At 71.4% G+C, this 18470-nt stretch carries 21 protein-coding genes; 16 read left to right on the forward strand and 5 right to left on the reverse strand.

What is annotated here, in order from left to right:
* Nucleotides 1-130: 130 nt before the first annotated feature.
* Both ABZY13_RS03715 and ABZY13_RS03720 read left to right on the forward strand, forming a co-directional pair.
* Nucleotides 131-1840 carry an RDD family protein gene (locus tag ABZY13_RS03715; protein ID WP_356627234.1) on the forward strand — a complete coding sequence of 570 codons (1710 nt, stop codon included), beginning with the start codon at nucleotides 131-133 and terminating at the stop codon, nucleotides 1838-1840.
* A 63-nt stretch (nucleotides 1841-1903) separates the two neighbouring features.
* Nucleotides 1904-2626: an RDD family protein gene (locus ABZY13_RS03720; protein WP_356627235.1), complete on the forward strand. Its 723-nt coding sequence runs from the start codon at nucleotides 1904-1906 to the stop codon at nucleotides 2624-2626.
* Here ABZY13_RS03720 and ABZY13_RS03725 read toward each other — a convergent pair.
* A complete protein-coding gene (locus ABZY13_RS03725; protein WP_356627236.1) occupies nucleotides 2616-2867 on the reverse strand; it encodes a hypothetical protein in 252 nt (83 codons plus the stop codon). The genes ABZY13_RS03720 and ABZY13_RS03725 overlap by 11 nt on opposite strands.
* Before the next feature lie 504 nt (nucleotides 2868-3371).
* Here ABZY13_RS03725 and ABZY13_RS03730 point away from each other — a divergent pair.
* Both ABZY13_RS03730 and ABZY13_RS03735 read left to right on the forward strand, forming a co-directional pair.
* Nucleotides 3372-5717: an immune inhibitor A domain-containing protein gene (locus tag ABZY13_RS03730; RefSeq protein WP_356627237.1), complete on the forward strand. Its 2346-nt coding sequence runs from the start codon at nucleotides 3372-3374 to the stop codon at nucleotides 5715-5717.
* Between the two features lie 122 nt (nucleotides 5718-5839).
* Nucleotides 5840-6169: a hypothetical protein gene (locus tag ABZY13_RS03735; protein WP_356627238.1), complete on the forward strand. Its 330-nt coding sequence runs from the start codon at nucleotides 5840-5842 to the stop codon at nucleotides 6167-6169.
* A 15-nt stretch (nucleotides 6170-6184) separates the two neighbouring features.
* On the opposite strand, the gene ABZY13_RS03740 is transcribed toward ABZY13_RS03735, so the two are convergent.
* A complete protein-coding gene (locus tag ABZY13_RS03740) occupies nucleotides 6185-6787 on the reverse strand; it encodes an isochorismatase family protein (protein WP_356627239.1) in 603 nt (200 codons plus the stop codon).
* Nucleotides 6788-6941: 154 nt separating this feature from the next.
* Nucleotides 6942-8279, reverse strand: a complete 1338-nt coding sequence (locus ABZY13_RS03745; RefSeq protein WP_356627240.1) for a nicotinate phosphoribosyltransferase — start codon at nucleotides 8277-8279, stop codon at nucleotides 6942-6944.
* Nucleotides 8280-8343: 64 nt separating this feature from the next.
* Here ABZY13_RS03745 and clpS point away from each other — a divergent pair, with 64 nt between their 5' ends.
* The 7 genes from clpS (at nucleotide 8344) to ABZY13_RS03780 (ending at nucleotide 13199) form a co-directional block, all read left to right on the forward strand.
* A complete protein-coding gene (gene clpS, locus ABZY13_RS03750) occupies nucleotides 8344-8652 on the forward strand; it encodes an ATP-dependent Clp protease adapter ClpS (RefSeq protein ID WP_356627241.1) in 309 nt (102 codons plus the stop codon).
* An 11-nt stretch (nucleotides 8653-8663) separates the two neighbouring features.
* The gene (locus ABZY13_RS03755; RefSeq protein ID WP_356627242.1) at nucleotides 8664-9269 is read left to right on the forward strand and encodes a DUF2017 domain-containing protein; all 606 of its coding nucleotides are present in this window, start codon (nucleotides 8664-8666) and stop codon (nucleotides 9267-9269) included.
* A 327-nt stretch (nucleotides 9270-9596) separates the two neighbouring features.
* Nucleotides 9597-11024 carry an amino acid permease gene (locus ABZY13_RS03760; protein ID WP_356627243.1) on the forward strand — a complete coding sequence of 476 codons (1428 nt, stop codon included), beginning with the start codon at nucleotides 9597-9599 and terminating at the stop codon, nucleotides 11022-11024.
* 180 nt (nucleotides 11025-11204) lie between these two features.
* Nucleotides 11205-11627, forward strand: a complete 423-nt coding sequence (locus tag ABZY13_RS03765) for a M67 family metallopeptidase (RefSeq protein WP_356627244.1) — start codon at nucleotides 11205-11207, stop codon at nucleotides 11625-11627.
* 124 nt (nucleotides 11628-11751) lie between these two features.
* On the forward strand, nucleotides 11752-11847 hold the full coding sequence (locus tag ABZY13_RS03770; RefSeq protein WP_328363763.1) for a putative leader peptide: 96 nt from the start codon (nucleotides 11752-11754) through the stop codon (nucleotides 11845-11847).
* A gap of 117 nt (nucleotides 11848-11964) precedes the next feature.
* Nucleotides 11965-12243: a MoaD/ThiS family protein gene (locus ABZY13_RS03775; protein WP_356627245.1), complete on the forward strand. Its 279-nt coding sequence runs from the start codon at nucleotides 11965-11967 to the stop codon at nucleotides 12241-12243.
* 5 nt (nucleotides 12244-12248) lie between these two features.
* The gene (locus ABZY13_RS03780) at nucleotides 12249-13199 is read left to right on the forward strand and encodes a cysteine synthase (protein WP_356627246.1); all 951 of its coding nucleotides are present in this window, start codon (nucleotides 12249-12251) and stop codon (nucleotides 13197-13199) included.
* Between the two features lie 3 nt (nucleotides 13200-13202).
* On the opposite strand, the gene ABZY13_RS03785 is transcribed toward ABZY13_RS03780, so the two are convergent.
* On the reverse strand, nucleotides 13203-13646 hold the full coding sequence (locus tag ABZY13_RS03785) for a type II toxin-antitoxin system PemK/MazF family toxin (RefSeq protein WP_356627247.1): 444 nt from the start codon (nucleotides 13644-13646) through the stop codon (nucleotides 13203-13205).
* Nucleotides 13647-13848: 202 nt separating this feature from the next.
* Here ABZY13_RS03785 and ABZY13_RS03790 point away from each other — a divergent pair, with 202 nt between their 5' ends.
* Entirely contained in the window at nucleotides 13849-14601 is a 753-nt protein-coding gene (locus ABZY13_RS03790; protein WP_356627248.1) for an MBL fold metallo-hydrolase, read from the forward strand.
* 69 nt (nucleotides 14602-14670) lie between these two features.
* Here the strand turns inward: ABZY13_RS03790 and ABZY13_RS03795 are convergent, their stop codons facing one another.
* On the reverse strand, nucleotides 14671-15942 hold the full coding sequence (locus ABZY13_RS03795; protein ID WP_356627249.1) for a PTS transporter subunit EIIC: 1272 nt from the start codon (nucleotides 15940-15942) through the stop codon (nucleotides 14671-14673).
* Nucleotides 15943-16187: 245 nt separating this feature from the next.
* On the opposite strand from ABZY13_RS03795, the gene ABZY13_RS03800 reads away from it, so the two are divergent.
* The 4 genes from ABZY13_RS03800 (at nucleotide 16188) to rdgB (ending at nucleotide 18435) form a co-directional block, all read left to right on the forward strand.
* The gene (locus ABZY13_RS03800) at nucleotides 16188-16475 is read left to right on the forward strand and encodes a PTS glucose/sucrose transporter subunit IIB (protein ID WP_356627250.1); all 288 of its coding nucleotides are present in this window, start codon (nucleotides 16188-16190) and stop codon (nucleotides 16473-16475) included.
* A 79-nt stretch (nucleotides 16476-16554) separates the two neighbouring features.
* Nucleotides 16555-17280, forward strand: coding sequence for a ribonuclease PH (gene rph, locus ABZY13_RS03805; RefSeq protein WP_356627251.1), 726 nt, complete (start codon nucleotides 16555-16557; stop codon nucleotides 17278-17280).
* 139 nt (nucleotides 17281-17419) lie between these two features.
* Nucleotides 17420-17821 carry a hypothetical protein gene (locus ABZY13_RS03810; RefSeq protein ID WP_356627252.1) on the forward strand — a complete coding sequence of 134 codons (402 nt, stop codon included), beginning with the start codon at nucleotides 17420-17422 and terminating at the stop codon, nucleotides 17819-17821.
* 11 nt (nucleotides 17822-17832) lie between these two features.
* On the forward strand, nucleotides 17833-18435 hold the full coding sequence (rdgB, locus tag ABZY13_RS03815) for an RdgB/HAM1 family non-canonical purine NTP pyrophosphatase (protein ID WP_356627253.1): 603 nt from the start codon (nucleotides 17833-17835) through the stop codon (nucleotides 18433-18435).
* Nucleotides 18436-18470 lie beyond the last annotated feature (35 nt).

Genomic DNA, 18470 nt, shown 5'->3' on the forward strand with positions numbered 1-18470 from the left:
ACGGCGTGCGCGCGGTAGCGAAACGGCGCTCGAAAGGAGTGGGTACGGCCGGACGGGCCATACCGGTTGCCCCGGTCTGATAGATGTGGAGGCCCCCATCACACCCCCGAGCAGATACGGGACGACGGACATGAGCGCCCCAACCCCGGCACCCGGAGACGACCGGCCCCGCGAGGGCTACTACCCGGACCCCTCCATCCCCGGATACGTCCGGTACTGGAACGGCGCCAACTGGGTCCCGGGCACCAGCCGCCCGGCCCCGTCCGAGGGCGAGGTCCTGGCGCCGCCCTCCACGGCGCCCGTCGAGGAGACGGGCCCGCACTTCTTCGACGAGGCCGGGCCCGCCGACGCCCGCCACGGCAGCCGTCCCGAGCCCGCCGCCGCGTGGGGCGCGGACCGCCTCCACCAGTCGGGCTTCGGCGGCGACCAGGACCGCCGGGTGGCGTGGGGCGCGCCGCAGGGGACCGATCCGCGGGTGCCGGCGGGGCAGGACGGCGGGAACGGTTCTGCCGGGGGCGCGGGGCACGGCTCCTCAGCGGCGGGCGCGACCGGGCCCGGTGCCGCCCACGCCTCGGACGGCTCCGCCGGACCGGTGCGGCCGGACGGGGCCGGTGCGGCCGACGAGGCCGCCGCCGGCCGCTTCGGTGACGCCGGGGACGCCCGGCCCGGAGGCGGGTCGGCGGGGTCCGCCACGCCCGCGTGGCCTTCCCCCGCCGAGGCGACGGGGCCCGTGACCCAGGCATCCCCCACCGCGCTCGCCGGTTCGGCCGGGGCCGGCGCGTCGGCCGGTTCCGCCGAGGCCGCCCGGCCGGGACCGTCCGGGCACCTCGCCGGGCAGGCCGGCGACGGCAGGGTCTCCGGGGCGAGCGGACCGTCCGGGACCGGTGCGGCCGCGTGGCCCGGCGGGCCGGCGCCGTCCGTGACGGGCACGGGCCCGTCGCCCGCGCCCGCCTGGCCCGCCTCTTCTCCCGAGGCGCCCGCCGCCTCCGCCGCGCACACCGCGGCCGGGGACGGCTCCGGTCCGGGCGGTGGCGACGTCGACTCGGGCAGCACCTTCGTGTTCCGCAGGCCCAAGGGCGGCGCGCCCGCTGCGGACACGGCTGCCGAGGAGGACCGCGGGACCATGACCTTCCGGGCCGTCTCCCCGCGCGGCGGGCAGCACACGCCCCGGTCCGCCCCTTCCGGCGTGCCCCGGCAGGCCCCCGCCCCCGCTACCCCCGTCACCACCGGCCCCGGCGGCGGGCAGGCCTCCTGGCCCCAGCAGGTGCACCGGCTCCCCGGCGACGAGCAGCAGCCCGTCGCGCCCTGGAAGCCCCCCGTCGAGGACGTCTTCCAGGCCGCCGCCCGGCGTCAGGCCTCCGCCCGTCCCGCCGGGCTCGGCAGGCGGCTGGCCGCCCGGCTGATCGACAGCCTCGTCGTCGTCGCCGTCACCTCGGCCGCCGCCGTCCCGCTCGGCGCACAGGCGGCGGACCACATCCAGGGCAAGATCGACGAGGCCAAGCTCTCCGGCCGCACGGTCACCGTCTGGCTCCTCGACGGCACGACGTCCGTCTACTTCGGCGCCGTCCTCGCCGTCCTCCTCCTGACCGGCGTGCTCTACGAGGCGCTGCCCACCGCCAAGTGGGGCCGCACCCTGGGCAAGCGGCTGCTCGGCCTGGAGGTGCGCGACATCGAGGCCCACGAACCCCCGTCCTTCGGCGCCGCCCTGCGCCGGTGGCTCGTCTACAGCGTGCCGGGGCTGCTCGGCCTCGGCCTGATCGGCGTGGCCTGGTGCCTGTTCGACAAGCCCTGGCGGCAGTGCTGGCACGACAAGGCCGCGCATACGTTCGTAGCGGGCTGAAACGGTCCCTCGGACGGCCGCCCGTCGGATGCGAAGAGCTGATCTTCGCGATCCACTCGGGCCATGAGCACCGAACCGCCCCCCGGCGCCGGCGGGCCCTCGCCGGACGACGACCGTTTCAGGAAGCAGCCCCCGCCCGGCCAGGGGGCCGGCTCGCCGTACGACCCGCCCGGAGGCGGCGGCCAGCCGCCACCCCCGCCCGGCGCCGGCGGACCCCAGGGCGGCGGCCCGTACAACGGCGGTGGCGGCCCCTACGGCGGCGGCGGACCTTACGGCGGCGGCCCCTACGGCGGTGACCCGTACGGCGGCGGTGGTTACCCCACCGACCCGCTCGCCGGCATGCCCCCGCTCGCCGACAGCGGCAAACGCACCCTCGCCCGGATCATCGACCTCATCCTCGTCGGCATCGTCGTCTGGCTTCTCACGCTCGGCTTCAACGTCAACGAGTACGAATTCGGCGGCGACCGCGCAGAGGTGGGCAAGTCGCTGGGCCAGTCCCTCATCGCCCTCGTGCTCTACATGGCGTACGACACCGTCATGACCGCCAGGACCGGGCAGACCCTCGGCAAGAAGTGGCTCAACCTGCGCGTGGCCAACCTCGACGACGGAGCCAACCCCTCCGTGCAGACCGCGCTGATCCGGGCCGCGGTGCTGTGGATCCCGTTCGCCTTCTGCTGCGCCTGCATCTGGACGGCGATCTCGGGCGGCTGGAGCTTCTTCGACAAGCCGTACAAGCAGGGCCTGCACGACAAGGCGGCCAAAACGGTCGTCGTCGCTACGAATTGAGGCGGGTCGGCTCCCGTACCGGCTCGGGCGCCGGCGCCGGGACGGAGGAGGCCACCACCGAGGAGGCCCGCTTCGGCGCGGGCGCCCGCAGGGCGACCAGCAGCCCCAGCAGGAGCGCCGCGACGGCGACGACCGCGACCCCCGGGCCCGAAGTCGCCCCGGAGAGCAGCAGCATGGCGAGCGCCGAGAAGATCACGGTCAACGTGCCGTAGACGAGCTGTGCGGCAGTCGGACGAGGCATGGCAATCGTGTCCTCGAGGAAACGGGGGTGTCGTCGTGATACCGGTTCAATCTATTCGCCTGCATGCCCGAGCGGGACTAACCGTAAGCGTGAGATGACCAACAGTGCCGGAGCACAGGGGGCGCACCGATTCATGGCGTCCGCCAAGCGGACGGCCCCACGCGCCGGTTGAGGGGCCGTCCGCAGGAGCGGTCGGCGGGTTCGCCCGCGGGGTCCGTCGCGGGGTCCGGCGCAGGGACCGTCGGACCGGCTCGCGACCGGGCACCCCCCCCGTATGGTCCCCGTGCGGCCCCTGCGTGGTCCCCGTGTGGTCCCTCGTCCGGTCAGCGGACCGGGGTTCCCGCATAATGCACTTGACCTGCGCAAGTCAAGGTCTGTCTTTTCCGGGCAACCTCTAGTCCAATGTCGTCACTTGACTACACGCGTTGATTACGCGCGCGCAGGCAGCCACATCTCACTGGTTCCTTCCTTCGCGCGCCCGGACGCGGGGGAGGAACCCACCAAGTGTCCAGCAGATCCTGGAAGTTCAGAACGGCCGCGACCGCGGTCGCACTCGCGGCGGCCACCGCCACGATCTCCAGCCTCACCGTGGCGCAGGCCGACTCGGCCACCCCGGTGAAGGCCGGCTCCGTCGACCGGCACGACCCGGCCGCGCCCCACGACCACGAGAAGCACAACCTGTCCGGTCCGCTGACCGAGACGGTCGAGGCCCAGCGCGAAGAGGCGCTGAAGCAGGTCATCTCCGGCGAGGCCGAGGTCAAGGAGCGCGACGGCTCCAAGGTCGTGGAGCTGGAGAGCGGCCGGGGCGGCAGCAAGTACGTCGAGCTGGGCCGGGAGAAGACCGACAAGATCTTCACCATCCTGGTCGAGTTCGGCGACAAGATCGACAGCCGCTACGGCGGCACGCCCGGCCCGCTGCACAACCAGATCGCCGAGCCGGACCGCACCAAGGACAACAGCACGGCCTGGAAGGCGGACTACAACCGCGAGCACTTCCAGGAGCTGTACTTCGGCGACGGCACCGACTCGATGAAGACCTACTACGAGAAGCAGTCCTCGGGCCGCTACTCGATCGACGGTACGGTCTCCGACTGGGTCAAGGTCCCCTACAACGAGGCCCGCTACGGCTCCAACAAGTGCGACCCGGACAACTGCGCCTGGTTCGCGGTGCAGGACGGCGTCACCGCCTGGGTCGAGCAGCAGAAGGCCGCCGGCAAGACCGACGCCGAGATCAAGGCGCAGCTCGCCGAGTACGACCAGTGGGACCGCTACGACCACGACGGCGACGGCGACTTCAACGAGCGCGACGGCTACATCGACCACTTCCAGATCGTGCACGCCGGCGAGGACGAGTCCGCGGGCGGCGGCGCGCAGGGCGAGGACGCCATCTGGGCGCACCGCTGGTACGCCTTCGGCACCGACGCCGGCGCGACCGGCCCCGAGGGCAACCGCCTCGGCGGCACCCAGATCGGCGACAGCGGCATCTGGGTCGGCGACTACACCATCCAGCCGGAGAACGGCGGACTCGGCGTCTTCGCCCACGAGTACGGCCACGACCTCGGCCTGCCGGACCACTACGACACCAACGGCGGCGAGAACTCCACCGGCTTCTGGACGCTGATGTCGTCCGGTTCCTGGCTCGGCACCGGCCGGAACGAGATCGGCGACCTGCCGGGCGACATGACCGCCTGGGACAAGCTCCAGCTCGGCTGGCTCGACTACGACGTGGCCAAGGCCGGGACCAAGTCCCGCCACAAGCTGGGCGTCGCCGAGTACAACACCGAGAACAAGCAGGCCCTCGTGGTCGAGTTGCCCGAGAAGGCCGTCACCACCGAGGTGGTCACCCCGGCCGAGGGCGCGACCCAGTGGTGGAGCGGCAGCGGCGACGACCTGCGCAACACCCTGACCCGCTCGGTCGACCTGACCGGCAAGACGTCGGCGAGCCTGACCCTGGACGGCTGGTACGACATCGAGGCCGACTACGACTACCTCTACACCGAGGTCTCCACGGACGGCGGCGCCAACTGGACGGCGGTCGACGGCACCGTGGACGGTCAGCCGATCCCGCGTGACGGCAGCGGCAAGCCGGCCCTGACCGGCACGGTCGACGGCTACAAGCCGCTCGCCTTCTCGCTGGACGCCTACGCCGGCAAGAAGATCGACCTGCGCTTCCGCTACGCCACCGACGGCGGCGTGGCCCAGAAGGGCTTCGCGGCGGACCGCATCACCGTCACCGCCGACGGCGCCGCGCTGTTCACGGACAACGCGGAGAGCGCGGACGCGGCCTGGACGGCCAACGGCTTCTCGCGCATCGGCGCCTCGTTCACCGAGGACTACGCCCAGTACTACATCGCCGAGAACCGTCAGTACGTGTCGTACGACAAGACCCTGAAGGTCGGCCCGTACAACTTCGGCTTCGCGGACCGTCCGGACTGGGTGGAGCACTACGCGTACCAGAACGGCCTGCTGATCTGGAAGTGGGACACCTCCCAGAAGGACAACAACACCAGTCAGCACCCGGGCACCGGCCTGCTGCTGCCGGTGGACTCCCACCCGACCGCGCTGAAGTGGTCCGACGGCACGCTGATGCGCGCCCGCATCCAGGCCTACGACTCGCCGTTCAGCCTCTACCGCACGGACGGCATGACGCTGCACAAGGCGGGCGTGCCCACCACCATCCCGTCGTCGAAGGGCGTTCCGGTCTTCAACGACCACCTGAACGACTACTACGACGAGACGAACCCGCGGGCCGGTGTCAAGATCACTGACACCAACACCAAGATCAGGATCGTCAAGGAGGCCCTGAACGGCTCGACGATCTCGCTCGAGGTCGGCCCCGCCCTGCGGTAACCGGTATATCCGCAGGTCAGACGCGTATCGGCGGCAACCCCTTGGCGGGTTGCCGCCGATCGTGTTTAGGTGCGTGCTGTGGCTCTCTTATTGACACCGACACGCACGGGGGTATGACGCGCATGGCCGCAGGAGGTTTCTGCAAGCTGCCGAACGGATCGGTGGTGGTGGCGCTGAACCTGCCCAGCCCCGCCGCCGGAGGTCCGGCCGGCGTCCGGGTCCTCGTCCACGCCCAGAACCGGGCGCGCGCCCTGACCAGGCTGCGCAACCTGGGACTGCGCGCGGTCTACCTGCGGGGCAACGCGGCCCCGCCGACCCCGGACGAGATCACGGCGGTCCTGCACCACCCCGACGGCCTCATATGGCGCACGGCCCCGCAGACCGGGGTGACGATCACCGAACTCTGGCACCCGATCCGCGCCCTCCTGCGCAGGCCGGCGGCGTCGGCGTGAGCCCCCGGCCCCCGGCTACTGAGCGGCTCCCCGGCTGACCACCGGCTTCCCCGTCAGTTCCACGCCCGCCGCGCGCAGTTCCTCCAGAGCCCGCTCGGTGGTGTCCGGGGCCACGCCCGCGGTCAGGTCGAGCAGGACGTGGGTGCGGAAGCCCTCGCGGGCGGCGTCCAGGGCGGTGGCCCGTACGCAGTGGTCGGTGGCGATGCCGACGACGTCCACCTCGTCGACGCTGCGCTCGCGCAGCCAGTCGGCGAGGGCGACGCCGTTCTCGTCGGTGCCCTCGAAGCCGCTGTAGGCGGCGGCGTAGGCGCCCTTGTCGAAGACGGCCTCGACGGCGCCGGAGGCGATCGCCGGGGCGAAGTTCGGGTGGAATCCGACGCCCTCGGTGCCCGCGACGCAGTGCGCGGGCCAGGAGTGGAGGAAGTCGGGGTTGTCGGCGAAGTGGCCGCCGGGGGCGATGTGGTGGTCGCGGGTGGCCACGACATGGCGGTAGCCGGCGGGGGCCTGCCCGATCAGCTCGGTGATCGCGGCGGCCACGTCGGCCCCGCCGGCCACCGGGAGGCTGCCCCCCTCGCAGAAGTCGTTCTGCACGTCAACGACGATCAAGGCGCGGCGCATGGTCGGTGTCCTTCGGCTGAGGATTGCGGTGGGCGGGGTACGGGGGCCGGGGTCTGGACTCCCGAGCCTAGAGACTGCGCGGGTGGTACGGGAGGGGCTCTCCGGAAGCATCCGGCCGCGCAGGGGCGGCGCGCCGGATGTCCGGGTACCCCGTCTACTCGCCGTGCACATGTTCCGTGGGCAGGACCGGCTCCCCGCGGGAGAGCTGCGTGGCGGACAGGGGCAGGGCGGCTCGGGCGGCGATGTGGCGGTCGCGGGGTGCGTCCAGGGGCTCGCGCGTGAGGACCTCGCCCCCCTTGACCAGCTGCACCTGGAGCAGGTGGTCGACGAGATGCGCCGGGACCGGGCCGGTGCCGACGACCTCGGCCTCGGCGACGCCCTGCTCGTCGGGGCGGCGCGCGGCCCACTTGCGGCCGCCGAGGGAGCTCTTGCCGCCCGTGGACTTCTTGGCCACCGGCACCAGGGGCGCGTCCGGGTCGGCGGAGGCGGCGCGGGCGACCAGCTTGTAGACCATCGAGCTGGTGGGGTGCCCGGAGCCGGTGACCAGCTGGGTGCCGACCCCGTAGGCGTCCACGGGCGCCGCCGCCAGCGAGGCGATGGCGTACTCGTCCAGGTCCGAGGTGACGATGATCCGCGTGTCCGTGGCGCCCAGCTCGTCCAGCTGCCGGCGCACCCGGTGCGCGACCAGCAGCAGGTCGCCGGAGTCGATCCGCACCGCGCCGAGCCCGGGACCGGCCACCTCCACGGCCGTGCGGACGGCCTCGGTGACGTCGTAGGTGTCCACCAGGAGGGTGGTGCCCCGGCCCATGGTGTTGACCTGTGCCCGGAAGGCGTCCCGCTCGCGGTCGTGCAGGAGGGTGAAGGCGTGGGCGGAGGTGCCGACCGTCGGGATGCCGTAGCGGAAACCGGCCGCCAGGTCCGAGGTCGAGGAGAAGCCGCCGACGTAGGCGGCGCGGGCGGCGGCCACCGCGGCCAGCTCGTGGGTGCGCCGGGCGCCCATCTCGATCAGCGGGCGGTCCCCGGCCGCCGACGACATCCGGGACGCGGCGGCGGCGATCGCCGAGTCGTGGTTGAGGATCGACAGGATCACCGTCTCCAGCAGCACGCACTCCGCGAAGCTGCCCTCCACCCGCAGCACCGGCGAGCCCGGGAAGTACACCTCGCCCTCCGGATAGCCCCAGATGTCGCCGGTGAACCGGTATCCGGCCAGCCACTCCAGGGTCTCGGGGCCGACGATGCCCCGCTCGCCCAGGAAGCCGAGGACGTCCGCGTCGAAGCGGAAGTTCTCCACGGCGTCCAGCACCCGCCCGGTGCCCGCCACCACGCCGTACCGGCGCCCCTCCGGCAGCCGCCGGGTGAAGACCTCGAAAACGCTGCGCCGCCCGGCGGTGCCCGCCTTCAGGGCGGCCTGGAGCATCGTCAACTCGTACTGGTCCGTGAAAAGAGCCGTCGAGGGGACTTCCACCGGCAGCCCAAGGTCCGCTGTGTTCATGGCAAGAAGGATACCCCATTCTCGTCAGTGTGACGATTTGTGGCGGGCATGGCAGCATGGAGAGGTGACGTCAGCCGCTCCCATCGAGATCGAACGCACCGAGTCGGCGGAGGAGGTCTCTGCCGTTCCCGAGCCGGACGTCCCCTGGGTCACGATCGTCCACAACGACCCGGTCAACCTCATGAGCTACGTGACGTACGTCTTCCAGACGTACTTCGGCTACTCCAAGGACAAGGCCACCAAGCTCATGCTCGACGTCCACCACAAGGGCCGGGCGGTCGTCTCCAGCGGCAGTCGCGAGGAGATGGAACGCGACGTGCAGGCCATGCACGGCTACGGACTGTGGGCCACCCTCCAGCAGGACCGGAAGTAGCGAACGCCGCCATGCCAGGAACCTTCGAACCGCTCCCCGGCGGCGGCGCGGCCGTCGCGCTCGACGAGGTCGAGATCTCCATCATCCGCTCCCTCGCCCTGCAGCTCCTGGAGCTCATCGGTCCCGGCCCCGCCGAGGACGCCGACGCCGACCCGCTCGCCGAACTGTTCTCCGAGGGCCCCAGCGAGCCCCCCTCCGACCCGGTGCTGCGCCGCCTCTTCCCCGACGCCTACACCGACCCCGAGCGCACGCCCGACTCCGCCGTGGACGCCGAGGAGCGCAAGGCGTACTCCGCCGAGTTCCGCCGCTACACCGAGAACGACCTGCGCGCCGGCAAGCGGGACAACGCCCTCGCGGTCATCCGCACCCTGGACGCCCTGGCTCCCGGCGAGGACGGCGGCGCCGTTCTCCAGCTCTCCCCGGACCAGTCCCGGCAGTGGCTCGGCGCCCTCAACGACCTGCGCCTGGCCATCGCCGCCCGGCTGGAGATCACCGACGAGGACGACACCGACCTGCTCTACCGGCTGCCGGACGAGGACCCGCGCAAGCCGATGGTGATGGCCTATCTCTGGCTCGGCGGCCTCCAGGAGACCCTGGTCACGACGCTCATGCCCTGACATGACGTGACATCTCCGGGCAGGCTGTTCGCTCAGCGGACGCTCAAATCCGGATAACGATCCCGTCAACGCTCCGGCCGCCCTTGCACCCCTCGGGTGCGCTTTGCCCCTTTTTCCTGTGCCGTGCGCCACACGCGCCTCGGATACCGGCTGCCGCCGCCGTGATAAATCTTCACGACCGCCCGGCGACACCACCCATGTCCCGCCGGGTGCGCCACCGAGCCGACGACCGTCGGCCAGGCAACAGCTCCAGAACATCCGGGGGGATCGTGACCCGGTCCGAGGCCGACGAGAGGCCGCGGGGCGGGATGGAGAAAGGCGCACTGCATGGCCTCCGTGAAGGTCGACAACCAGCACACCTCGGAAGAGGGCTACGAACGCGGACTCGGCAGCCGCCAGGTCCAGATGATCGCCATCGGCGGCGCCATCGGCGTCGGCCTCTTCCTGGGCGCCGGGGCGAACATCGCCAAGGCCGGGCCCAGTCTGATCCTGATGTACGCCCTCGCCGGCGTGATCATCTTCTTCATCATGCGGGCCCTGGGCGAGCTGCTGCTCTACCGCCCCGTGTCGGGCTCGTTCGCCGAGTACTCCCGCGAGTTCCTCGGCCCGTTCTTCGGCTACTTCACCGGCTGGACGTACTGGCTGATGTGGGTCGTCACCGGCATGGCCGAGCTGACGGCCGCCGCGATCTACGTCAACTACTGGTGGCCGGCCGTCCCCCAGTGGGTCACGGCACTGGTCTTCCTGGTGATCCTCTTCGCCGCCAACCTGATCTCCGTCAAGCTGTTCGGCGAGATCGAGTTCTGGTTCTCGATGGTCAAGGTCACCGCCCTGATGGGCATGATCGTCATCGGCCTCGGCGTGCTCACCTTCGGTTTCAGCGCGGCCGGCGACACCGCCGCCGTCTCCAACCTCTGGGCCTTCGACGGCTTCTTCCCCAAGGGCGTCGGCTCCTCCCTGATGACCCTCCAGGGCGTCATGTTCGCCTACCTCGCCGTCGAGCTGGTCGGCGTCACCGCCGGCGAGTCCGAGGACCCCGAGAAGACCCTCCCCAAGGCCATCAACACCCTGCCCTGGCGGATCGCCCTCTTCTACGTCGGCGCCCTCACCGTCATCCTCTGCGTGGTGAAGTGGACCGAGTTCGCACCCGGCGTGAGCCCCTTCGTCGCCGCCTTCGCCCAGATCGGCATCCCGGCCGGCGCCGGCATCGTCAACTTCGTGGTCCTCACCGCCGCCCTGTCGTCGTGCAACTCCGGCATGTACTCCACGGGCCGCATGCTGCGCACCCTGGCCGACAACGGCGAGGCCCCGCGCGTCTTCACCAAGCTCTCCGCCACCCGCACCCCCGCCCTCGGCATCACCGTCTCGGTGCTGTTCATGGGCATCGGCGTGGTGCTCAACTACGTCGTCCCGGAGAAGGCGTTCGGCTACGTCACCTCCGTCGCCGTCGCCGCCGGCATCTGGACCTGGCTGATGATCCTGGTCAGCCACGTCCTGTACCGCCGCGCGGTCGAGGCGGGCCGGCTGCCGGCCTCCTCCTTCCCGGCGCCGGGCGGCGCGGTCTGCTCGTACATCGCCATCGCGTTCCTGATCTTCGTGACCGGCATCATCGTCTGCGACGCCGACGCCCGCGTCAGCCTGATCGTGATGGCCGGCTGGGCCGTCGCCCTGTGGATCGGCTGGTCCGTCCTCAAGGTCCGCAACCCGCGGATCGCCGAACGCCGCACCCCGGAGCAGCCCGGCCCGCTCGGCTGACGAGCCGCCGGGAGCCGCCGGCGGGCGGCCGTCGAGCCCTCGACCGGCGACCGCCGAGCCGCCGGCGACCGACCGCCGAGCCCTCGGCGAAGTCGCCGGTCGACGGCACCGCGTCCGGCATGCGGGCCGCCCCGTACCAGCCCTCGGTACAGGGCGGCCCGTCCGCTTATCCTGACCACCATGCTGACCATCACCCAGGTGCTGTTCGACCAGATCGTCGCCCACGCCCGCGCGGACCACCCCGACGAGGCGTGCGGCGTGGTGGCCGGACCGGTGGGCTCGGGACGCCCCGAGCGCTTCATCCCCATGCTCAACGCCGCCCGCTCGCCCACCTTCTACGAGTTCGACTCGGGCGATCTCCTCAAGCTCTACCGCGAGATGGACGACCGCGACGAGGAGCCGGTGATCATCTACCACTCGCACACCGCGACCGAGGCCTACCCCTCCCGCACCGACATCTCCTACGCCAACGAGCCCGGCGCGCACTACGTCCTCGTCTCCACCGCGGACACCGACGAGGCCGGCCCGTTCCAGTTCCGTTCGTTCCGGATCGTCGAGGGAGAGGTCACGGAAGAGGAGGTCAAGGTGGTCGAGAGCTACTGACCGCGCCCGACCGCCGCCGCCGAACTCACGCCCTTGTCGCAGCGATCTCGTACTTCGGATGAAATCTGTCCGAAGGATGGGATCACATTCCAGGAGCCGGACCGGGAATCGATACGATGAGCCCATGGTTTTCCACGACGTGAGCGAAAAGACGCCGGGCACGCTGCTCGTGGCGCGGCTGCACGTCGATCTGTGCAGGCTCGCCAGCGCCATCTGTTGACGCCGGACCCTGCCGCCGCACGGCCGTGAGCCGCGGCGCCCTCATACGCACGACCTGCTGTATCTGCGCCGCCGCGCGCCTTATCGACCTGACTTCTCCCGACAGGAGCCCTGAGCCATGGCCATCGAGGTCCGCATCCCCACCATCCTCCGCCAGTACACCGACGGCCAGAAGGCCGTCGAGGGCGCCGGGGAGACCCTCGCCGAGCTGTTCGCCGACCTCGAGACCCGCCACTCGGGCATCCAGGCCCGCATCGTGGACGGCGACCAGCTGCGCCGCTTCGTCAACGTCTACCTCAACGACGAGGACGTCCGCTTCCTCGAGGGCATCAACACCAAGCTCACCGACGGCGACAACGTCACGATCCTGCCGGCCGTGGCCGGCGGCATGGCCTGACGGCGATGCGATACGACTCCCCGCTGGCCGCGGTGGGCAACACCCCCCTGGTGCGCCTGCCGCGGCTGTCGCCGTCCGCCGACGTCCGGATCTGGGCCAAGCTGGAGGACCGCAACCCGACCGGCTCCGTCAAGGACCGCCCCGCCCTGCACATGATCGAGCAGGCGGAGAAGGACGGCCGGCTCACCCCCGGCTGCACCATCCTGGAGCCCACCTCCGGCAACACCGGCATCTCCCTCGCCATGGCGGCCAAGCTCAAGGGCTACCGCATGGTGTGCGTCATGCCCGAGAACACCTCCCAGGAACGGCGGGACCTGCTCGGCATGTGGGGCGCCGAGATCATCTCCAGCCCGGCCGCCGGCGGCTCCAACACCGCCGTCCGCGTCGCCAAGGAACTCGCCGCCGAGCACCCCGACTGGGTGATGCTCTACCAGTACGGCAACCCGGACAACGCCGGCGCCCACTACGCCACGACCGGCCCGGAGATCCTCGCCGACCTGCCGTCCGTCACCCACTTCGTCGCCGGCCTCGGCACCACCGGCACCCTCATGGGCGTCGGCCGCTACCTGCGCGAGCACAAGCCGGACGTGAGGATCGTCGCCGCCGAACCGCGTTACGACGACCTCGTCTACGGCCTGCGCAACCTCGACGAGGGCTTCGTCCCCGAGCTGTACGACGCCTCCGTCCTCACCACCCGCTTCTCCGTCGGCTCCGCCGACGCCGTCACCCGCACCCGCGAGCTGCTCCAGCAGGAGGGCATCTTCGCGGGCGTCTCCACCGGCGCCGCGCTGCACGCCGCGATCGGCGTCGGCAACAAGGCCGTCAAGGCCGGCGAGAGCGCGGACATCGTGTTCGTCGTCGCCGACGGCGGCTGGAAGTACCTCTCCACCGGCGTCTACACCGCCGCCACCACCGAAGAGGCCATCGAGGTCCTCCAGGGCCAGCTGTGGGCGTGAGCGCTACGTCGTGAGGTGGCGGACCTGGTCCCACAGGACCGGGTCCACCACCCCGACCCGGCGCCGGAAGTCGCCCACCGGCACTTCCCGCAGCTCGTCCGTCTCCAGGAAGCTCGCCCGCCCCCGCGCGTCCCCGACCGACCCCGGCGGCAACGGGATCACCCCGCACCGCTCGTCCCGGTACCTACTGGTGATCTTCGCGACCGTGGCCCGCCGCCCGCGCACCGCCAGCACCAGACACGGCCGGTCCTTCGCCCCCGGACCGTCCTCGTAGGGCACGTTCGCCCACCAGATCTCCGCCGCCCGCGGCCGCCCCGCCGGCCCCTCCGCCCGCCCCGGCGGCCGGGTCCGCCGCCCCGCCGGACGCCGCCTCCAGCCGCCCGCGAGCACGGCGGCCACCGCGAGCAGCACCACCGCCGCCACCGCCGGCCACCAGGACGTGTCCATACGACGACCGTACCGGCGCACAGCCCGCCCCGCGCCCTCCCGTGCGCCCCACACGCCCCGCAGCCAGCCGAACCGGTGACAGCACAGGTGAGTTCGCCCACAACGCCCCCTGGCGGAGGAGCGACCGGAGGCTGCGCGCCTTACGCTCGACGGACCGCACGACCCCCGTCTTCTCACATCCGCCAGCGGAGGTTTCTGCTTCATGAAGCTCACCGTCGTCGGCTGCTCGGGGTCGTTCCCGTCCGCGGAATCGGCCTGCTCGAGCTACCTCGTAGAGGCCGACGGCTTCCGGCTGCTCCTCGACATGGGCAACGGCGCCCTGGGCGAGCTGCAGCGCCACTGCGGTCTCTACGACCTCGACGCGATCTTCCTCAGCCACCTGCACGCCGACCACTGCATCGACATGTGCGCCTACTTCGTGGCGCGCTACTACCGGCACGACGGCGGGCGCTGCGCCCCCCTCCCGGTCTACGGCCCCGAGGGCACCGAACACCGCCTGACCACCGCGTACGCCGACACGCCCTCGGCCTCCTCGATGAGCGAGGTCTTCGACTTCCACACGGTCAAGCCGTCCACCTTCGACATCGGCCCCTTCACGGTGCACACCGAGCGGGTCGCCCATCCCGTGGAGGCGTACGGCATCCGCGTCGAGCACGGCGGACGGACCCTGACCTACTCCGGCGACACCGGCGTCAGCGCGGCCCTCGACGAACTCGCCCGGGACGCCGACCTGTTCCTGTGCGAGGCCGCCTTCACGCACGGCAAGGAGGACATCCCCGACCTCCACCTCAACGGCCGCGAGGCGGGAGAGACGGCGACCCGGGCGGGCGCCCGCCGCCTGCTCCTCACCCACATCCCCCCGTGGACCGACCCCGAGGTGAACCTCGCCGACGCCCGCGCGGTGTACCGCGGGCCGGTCGAGCTGGCGGCGCCGGGACGGTCGTACGACATCTAGCCGCGGACAGGCCGAGGGCCCCGGATCCGTCCGATCCGGGGCCCTCGGCACGCATGTTCCGGCCCGCCGCTACTTGGCCTCCGCCTTCTGCAGCTCGGCCAGTTCCTCGTCGGACTCGCGGCCCGGCGTCGGCAGGTTGAACTTCGTGATCGCGAAGCGGAAGACCACGTAGTACACCGCACCGAAGCCGACGCCGACCAGGGCCAGGCCCCACGGGTTGGTCGCGATGCCCAGGTTCAGGACGAAGTCGATCGCACCGGCCGAGAAGCCGAAGCCGTCCTTCATGCCCAGCGCCCAGGTCAGCGCCATCGAGACGCCGGTGAGGACGGCGTGAACGGCGTAGAGCACCGGCGCGATGAACATGAACGTGAACTCGATCGGCTCGGTCACGCCGGTGAGGAACGAGGTCAGCGCCAGGGAGAACATCATGCCGCCGACGACCTTGCGGCGCTCGGGGCGGGCGCAGTGCACGATCGCCAGGCAGGCGGCGGGCAGCGCGAACATCATGATCGGGAAGAAGCCGGTCATGAACTGGCCCGCCGTCGGGTCGCCGGCCAGGAAGCGGGCGATGTCGCCGCTCTTGCCCTCGTACTCGCCCGCCTGGAACCACGGGAAGGAGTTCAGCAGGTGGTGCATGCCGACCGGGATCAGCGCACGGTTGGCCACACCGAAGATGCCGGCGCCCACCGCGCCCGAGCCGACCAGCCACTCGCCGAAGTTGTGCAGACCCGCGCCGAGAACCGGCCAGATGTAACCGAAGACGATGCCGATGACCAGACCCGCGAAGGCCGACAGGATCGGGACCAGGCGACGGCCGCCGAAGAAGCCCGCCCAGCCGGGCAGCTTGGTGCGGTGGAAACGCTGGTAGAGCAGGGCGACGACCAGGCCCATGACGACGCCGCCGAGGACCTTGGCGTCCACCGCCTGCTCCACCATGACGATCTTGCCGTCGACTATGGCTTCCTTCTTGGGCAGATTGCCGTCGGTGAAGGTGCCCAGCACGCTCTTGAAGACCAGGTAGCCGACCACCGCCGACAGGGCCGTCGAACCGTCCGACTTCTTCGCGAAGCCGATCGCGATGCCCACCGCGAACAGCAGCGCCATGTTGTCGAGAATGGCGTTGCCGCCGGCCGTCATGAAGCCCGCGATCTTCGTCAGGAAGGCCGGGTACTCCGGGTCGCCCAGCATGTCCGCGTTGCCGAAGCGAACCAGCAGCGCCGCCGCCGGCAGCACCGCCACCGGCAGCATCAGGCTGCGGCCGATGCGCTGCAGCTGCGCCATCACGCGGGAGCCCCGGCTCTTCTTCTCGTCGGCCGCGGGAGCGGCGCCGGCGTCGGTCACAACTTCCTCCTGGGGGTGCCCCCGGCCGAGGACCGGGGGAGGCAAGGCGCCGCCCATGAGGGCAGTACGCGGAGATGGTCTACACCAGACTGGTGTAGACCTGTTGTAGCACGACGCGGCAAGGAAGAGGAACCCGCACTTCCCCGACGTTTGGCGACCGTCCACCCCGTGGTGTAGACCAGTCGCCGGAGGTCCGCCACCGTGGCGCCATCATCACGGCACCCACCGGACCGCCGCTCGCGAAGATGGGCCGACTGTGGGTTACTGCCACAAAGCGACCGCGCACCAGGGAGAAGGACATGGCCAGCAAGGCTGAGAAGATCGTCGCCGGGCTCGGTGGCATCGACAACATCGAGGAGATCGAGGGCTGCATCACCCGGCTGCGCGTCGAAGTCAACGACGCCTCCCTGGTCGACGACGCCGCCCTCAAGAACGCCGGCGCCCACGGCGTCGTCAAGATGGGCAGCGCCGTCCAGGTCGTCATCGGCACCGACGCCGACCCCATCGCCGCGGACATCGAAGACATGATGTGAGCCCCACCGGCCCACCCAGGGGCCCATTCCCGCCACCGGCCGGGGAAGGGCCCCTTCCGCATGCCACTAGGCTCACCCCATGTCTCGAATCGACGGCCGCACCCCCCAACAGCTCCGCCCCGTCACCATCGAACGCGGCTGGAGCAAGCACGCCGAAGGCTCCGTCCTCGTCTCCTTCGGCGACACCAAGGTCCTGTGCACCGCCTCCGTCACCGAAGGCGTGCCGCGCTGGCGCAAGGGCAGCGGCGAAGGCTGGGTCACCGCCGAATACGCCATGCTCCCCCGCGCCACCAACACCCGCGGCGACCGCGAAGCCGTCAAAGGCCGCATCGGCGGCCGCACCCACGAGATCTCCCGCCTCATCGGCCGCTCCCTGCGCGCCGTCATCGACTACAAAGCCCTCGGCGAGAACACCGTCGTCCTCGACTGCGACGTCCTCCAGGCCGACGGCGGCACCCGCACCGCCGCCATCACCGGCGCCTACGTCGCCCTCGCCGACGCCATCGGCTGGGCCCAGGGCAAGAAACTGATCAAGCCCGGCCGCAAGCCCCTCACCGGAACCGTCAGCGCCGTCTCCGTCGGCATCGTCGCCGGCACCCCCCTCCTCGACCTCTGCTACGAGGAAGACGTACGCGCCGACACCGACATGAACGTCGTCTGCACCGGCGACGGACGCTTCGTCGAAGTCCAGGGCACCGCCGAAGCCGAACCCTTCGCCCGCCAGGAACTCGACGCACTCCTCGACCTCGCCGTCACCGGCTGCACCGAACTCGCCGCACTCCAGCGCACCGCACTCGAACTCTAGAAAACCGCGGGACGGGCGGCGGCCGGTGGCAACCACGCCGCCCACCACAGCGTCTGAACAACCACGGGCGCACGGCTCAACCCCGCGCGCCCGGCCAGCCGACAGTGGCCCACCCGGGCCAGCAGGGAGGAACCGTTCCATGGCCGCGAGCCGCAGCCGTCGCCGCACCGCAGCCGTCGCCGCCACCATGGCCGCGATCGCCCTCACCGCCGGACTCACCACCGGCTGCGCCGCCGTCGACAAGGCCCTCGACTGCGTCCAGACCGCCGACGCCATCGCCGACAGCGTCACCGACCTCCAGCAGGCCGTCGAGTCCGCCGCCAACGACCCGACACAACTGCAGGAATCCCTCGACGCCATCGAGAAGAACCTCGGCGAAATCGGCGACAAGACCGACAACGCCGACGTCGAAAAGGCCGTTCAGGACCTCGAACAGGCCGTGAACAACGTCCGCACGGCCGTCGAGAACGGCGACGAGACCCCCGACATCAGCCCCGTCACCGACGCGGCCGGCGAACTCACGAAGGTCTGCACCCCCTGATACTGGTGCCCATGACCCGCCTGATCCTCGCCACCCGCAACGCCGGCAAGCTCACCGAACTGAAGGCGATCCTCGCCGACGCAGGCCTGACCCACGACCTCGTCGGCGCGGACGCCTTCCCGGAGATCCCCGACGTCCGCGAAACCGGCATCACCTTCGCCGAGAACGCCCTGCTCAAGGCCCACGCCCTCGCCAGGGCCACCGGCCTGCCCGCCGTCGCCGACGACTCCGGCCTGTGCGTCGACGTCCTGGGCGGCGCCCCCGGCATCTTCTCCGCCCGCTGGTCCGGCCGCCACGGCGACGACCAGGCCAACCTCGACCTGCTCCTCGCCCAGCTCTCCGACATCGCCGACGAACACCGCGGCGCCCACTTCGCCTGCGCCGCCGCCCTGGCCCTCCCCGACGGCACGGAACGCGTGGTCGAGGGCCGCCTGAGCGGCACCCTCCGCCACACCCCGGCCGGCACGGGCGGCTTCGGCTACGACCCGATCCTCCAGCCGGAGGGCGAGACGAGGACGTGCGCGGAACTGACGCCGCAGGAGAAGAACGCGATCAGCCACCGGGGGAAGGCGTTCCGGGCGCTGGTGCCGGTGGTCAGGGAGCTGCTGGGCTGAGCACGCCGAAGGCGCCACCCCTGAACATCGCGGGG

Origin of the sequence: Streptomyces sp. NPDC006610, from assembly GCF_040611575.1 — a bacterium.
GTDB lineage: Bacteria > Actinomycetota > Actinomycetes > Streptomycetales > Streptomycetaceae > Streptomyces.

Coding starts and splice junctions, on each gene's coding strand:
- ABZY13_RS03780 (WP_356627246.1), top strand. CDS start 12,249: ATGCGATACGACTCCCCGCTGGCCGCGGTGGGCAACACCCCCCTGGTG.
- ABZY13_RS03800 (WP_356627250.1), top strand. CDS start 16,188: ATGGGCCGACTGTGGGTTACTGCCACAAAGCGACCGCGCACCAGGGAG.
- rph (WP_356627251.1), top strand. CDS start 16,555: ATGTCTCGAATCGACGGCCGCACCCCCCAACAGCTCCGCCCCGTCACC.
- ABZY13_RS03725 (WP_356627236.1), bottom strand. CDS start 2,867: ATGCCTCGTCCGACTGCCGCACAGCTCGTCTACGGCACGTTGACCGTG.
- ABZY13_RS03755 (WP_356627242.1), top strand. CDS start 8,664: ATGCCAGGAACCTTCGAACCGCTCCCCGGCGGCGGCGCGGCCGTCGCG.
- ABZY13_RS03765 (WP_356627244.1), top strand. CDS start 11,205: ATGCTGACCATCACCCAGGTGCTGTTCGACCAGATCGTCGCCCACGCC.
- ABZY13_RS03740 (WP_356627239.1), bottom strand. CDS start 6,787: ATGCGCCGCGCCTTGATCGTCGTTGACGTGCAGAACGACTTCTGCGAG.
- ABZY13_RS03775 (WP_356627245.1), top strand. CDS start 11,965: ATGGCCATCGAGGTCCGCATCCCCACCATCCTCCGCCAGTACACCGAC.
- ABZY13_RS03810 (WP_356627252.1), top strand. CDS start 17,420: ATGGCCGCGAGCCGCAGCCGTCGCCGCACCGCAGCCGTCGCCGCCACC.
- ABZY13_RS03770 (WP_328363763.1), top strand. CDS start 11,752: ATGGTTTTCCACGACGTGAGCGAAAAGACGCCGGGCACGCTGCTCGTG.
- ABZY13_RS03785 (WP_356627247.1), bottom strand. CDS start 13,646: ATGGACACGTCCTGGTGGCCGGCGGTGGCGGCGGTGGTGCTGCTCGCG.
- ABZY13_RS03760 (WP_356627243.1), top strand. CDS start 9,597: ATGGCCTCCGTGAAGGTCGACAACCAGCACACCTCGGAAGAGGGCTAC.
- ABZY13_RS03720 (WP_356627235.1), top strand. CDS start 1,904: ATGAGCACCGAACCGCCCCCCGGCGCCGGCGGGCCCTCGCCGGACGAC.
- ABZY13_RS03745 (WP_356627240.1), bottom strand. CDS start 8,279: ATGAACACAGCGGACCTTGGGCTGCCGGTGGAAGTCCCCTCGACGGCT.
- ABZY13_RS03715 (WP_356627234.1), top strand. CDS start 131: ATGAGCGCCCCAACCCCGGCACCCGGAGACGACCGGCCCCGCGAGGGC.
- ABZY13_RS03735 (WP_356627238.1), top strand. CDS start 5,840: ATGGCCGCAGGAGGTTTCTGCAAGCTGCCGAACGGATCGGTGGTGGTG.
- ABZY13_RS03790 (WP_356627248.1), top strand. CDS start 13,849: ATGAAGCTCACCGTCGTCGGCTGCTCGGGGTCGTTCCCGTCCGCGGAA.
- rdgB (WP_356627253.1), top strand. CDS start 17,833: ATGACCCGCCTGATCCTCGCCACCCGCAACGCCGGCAAGCTCACCGAA.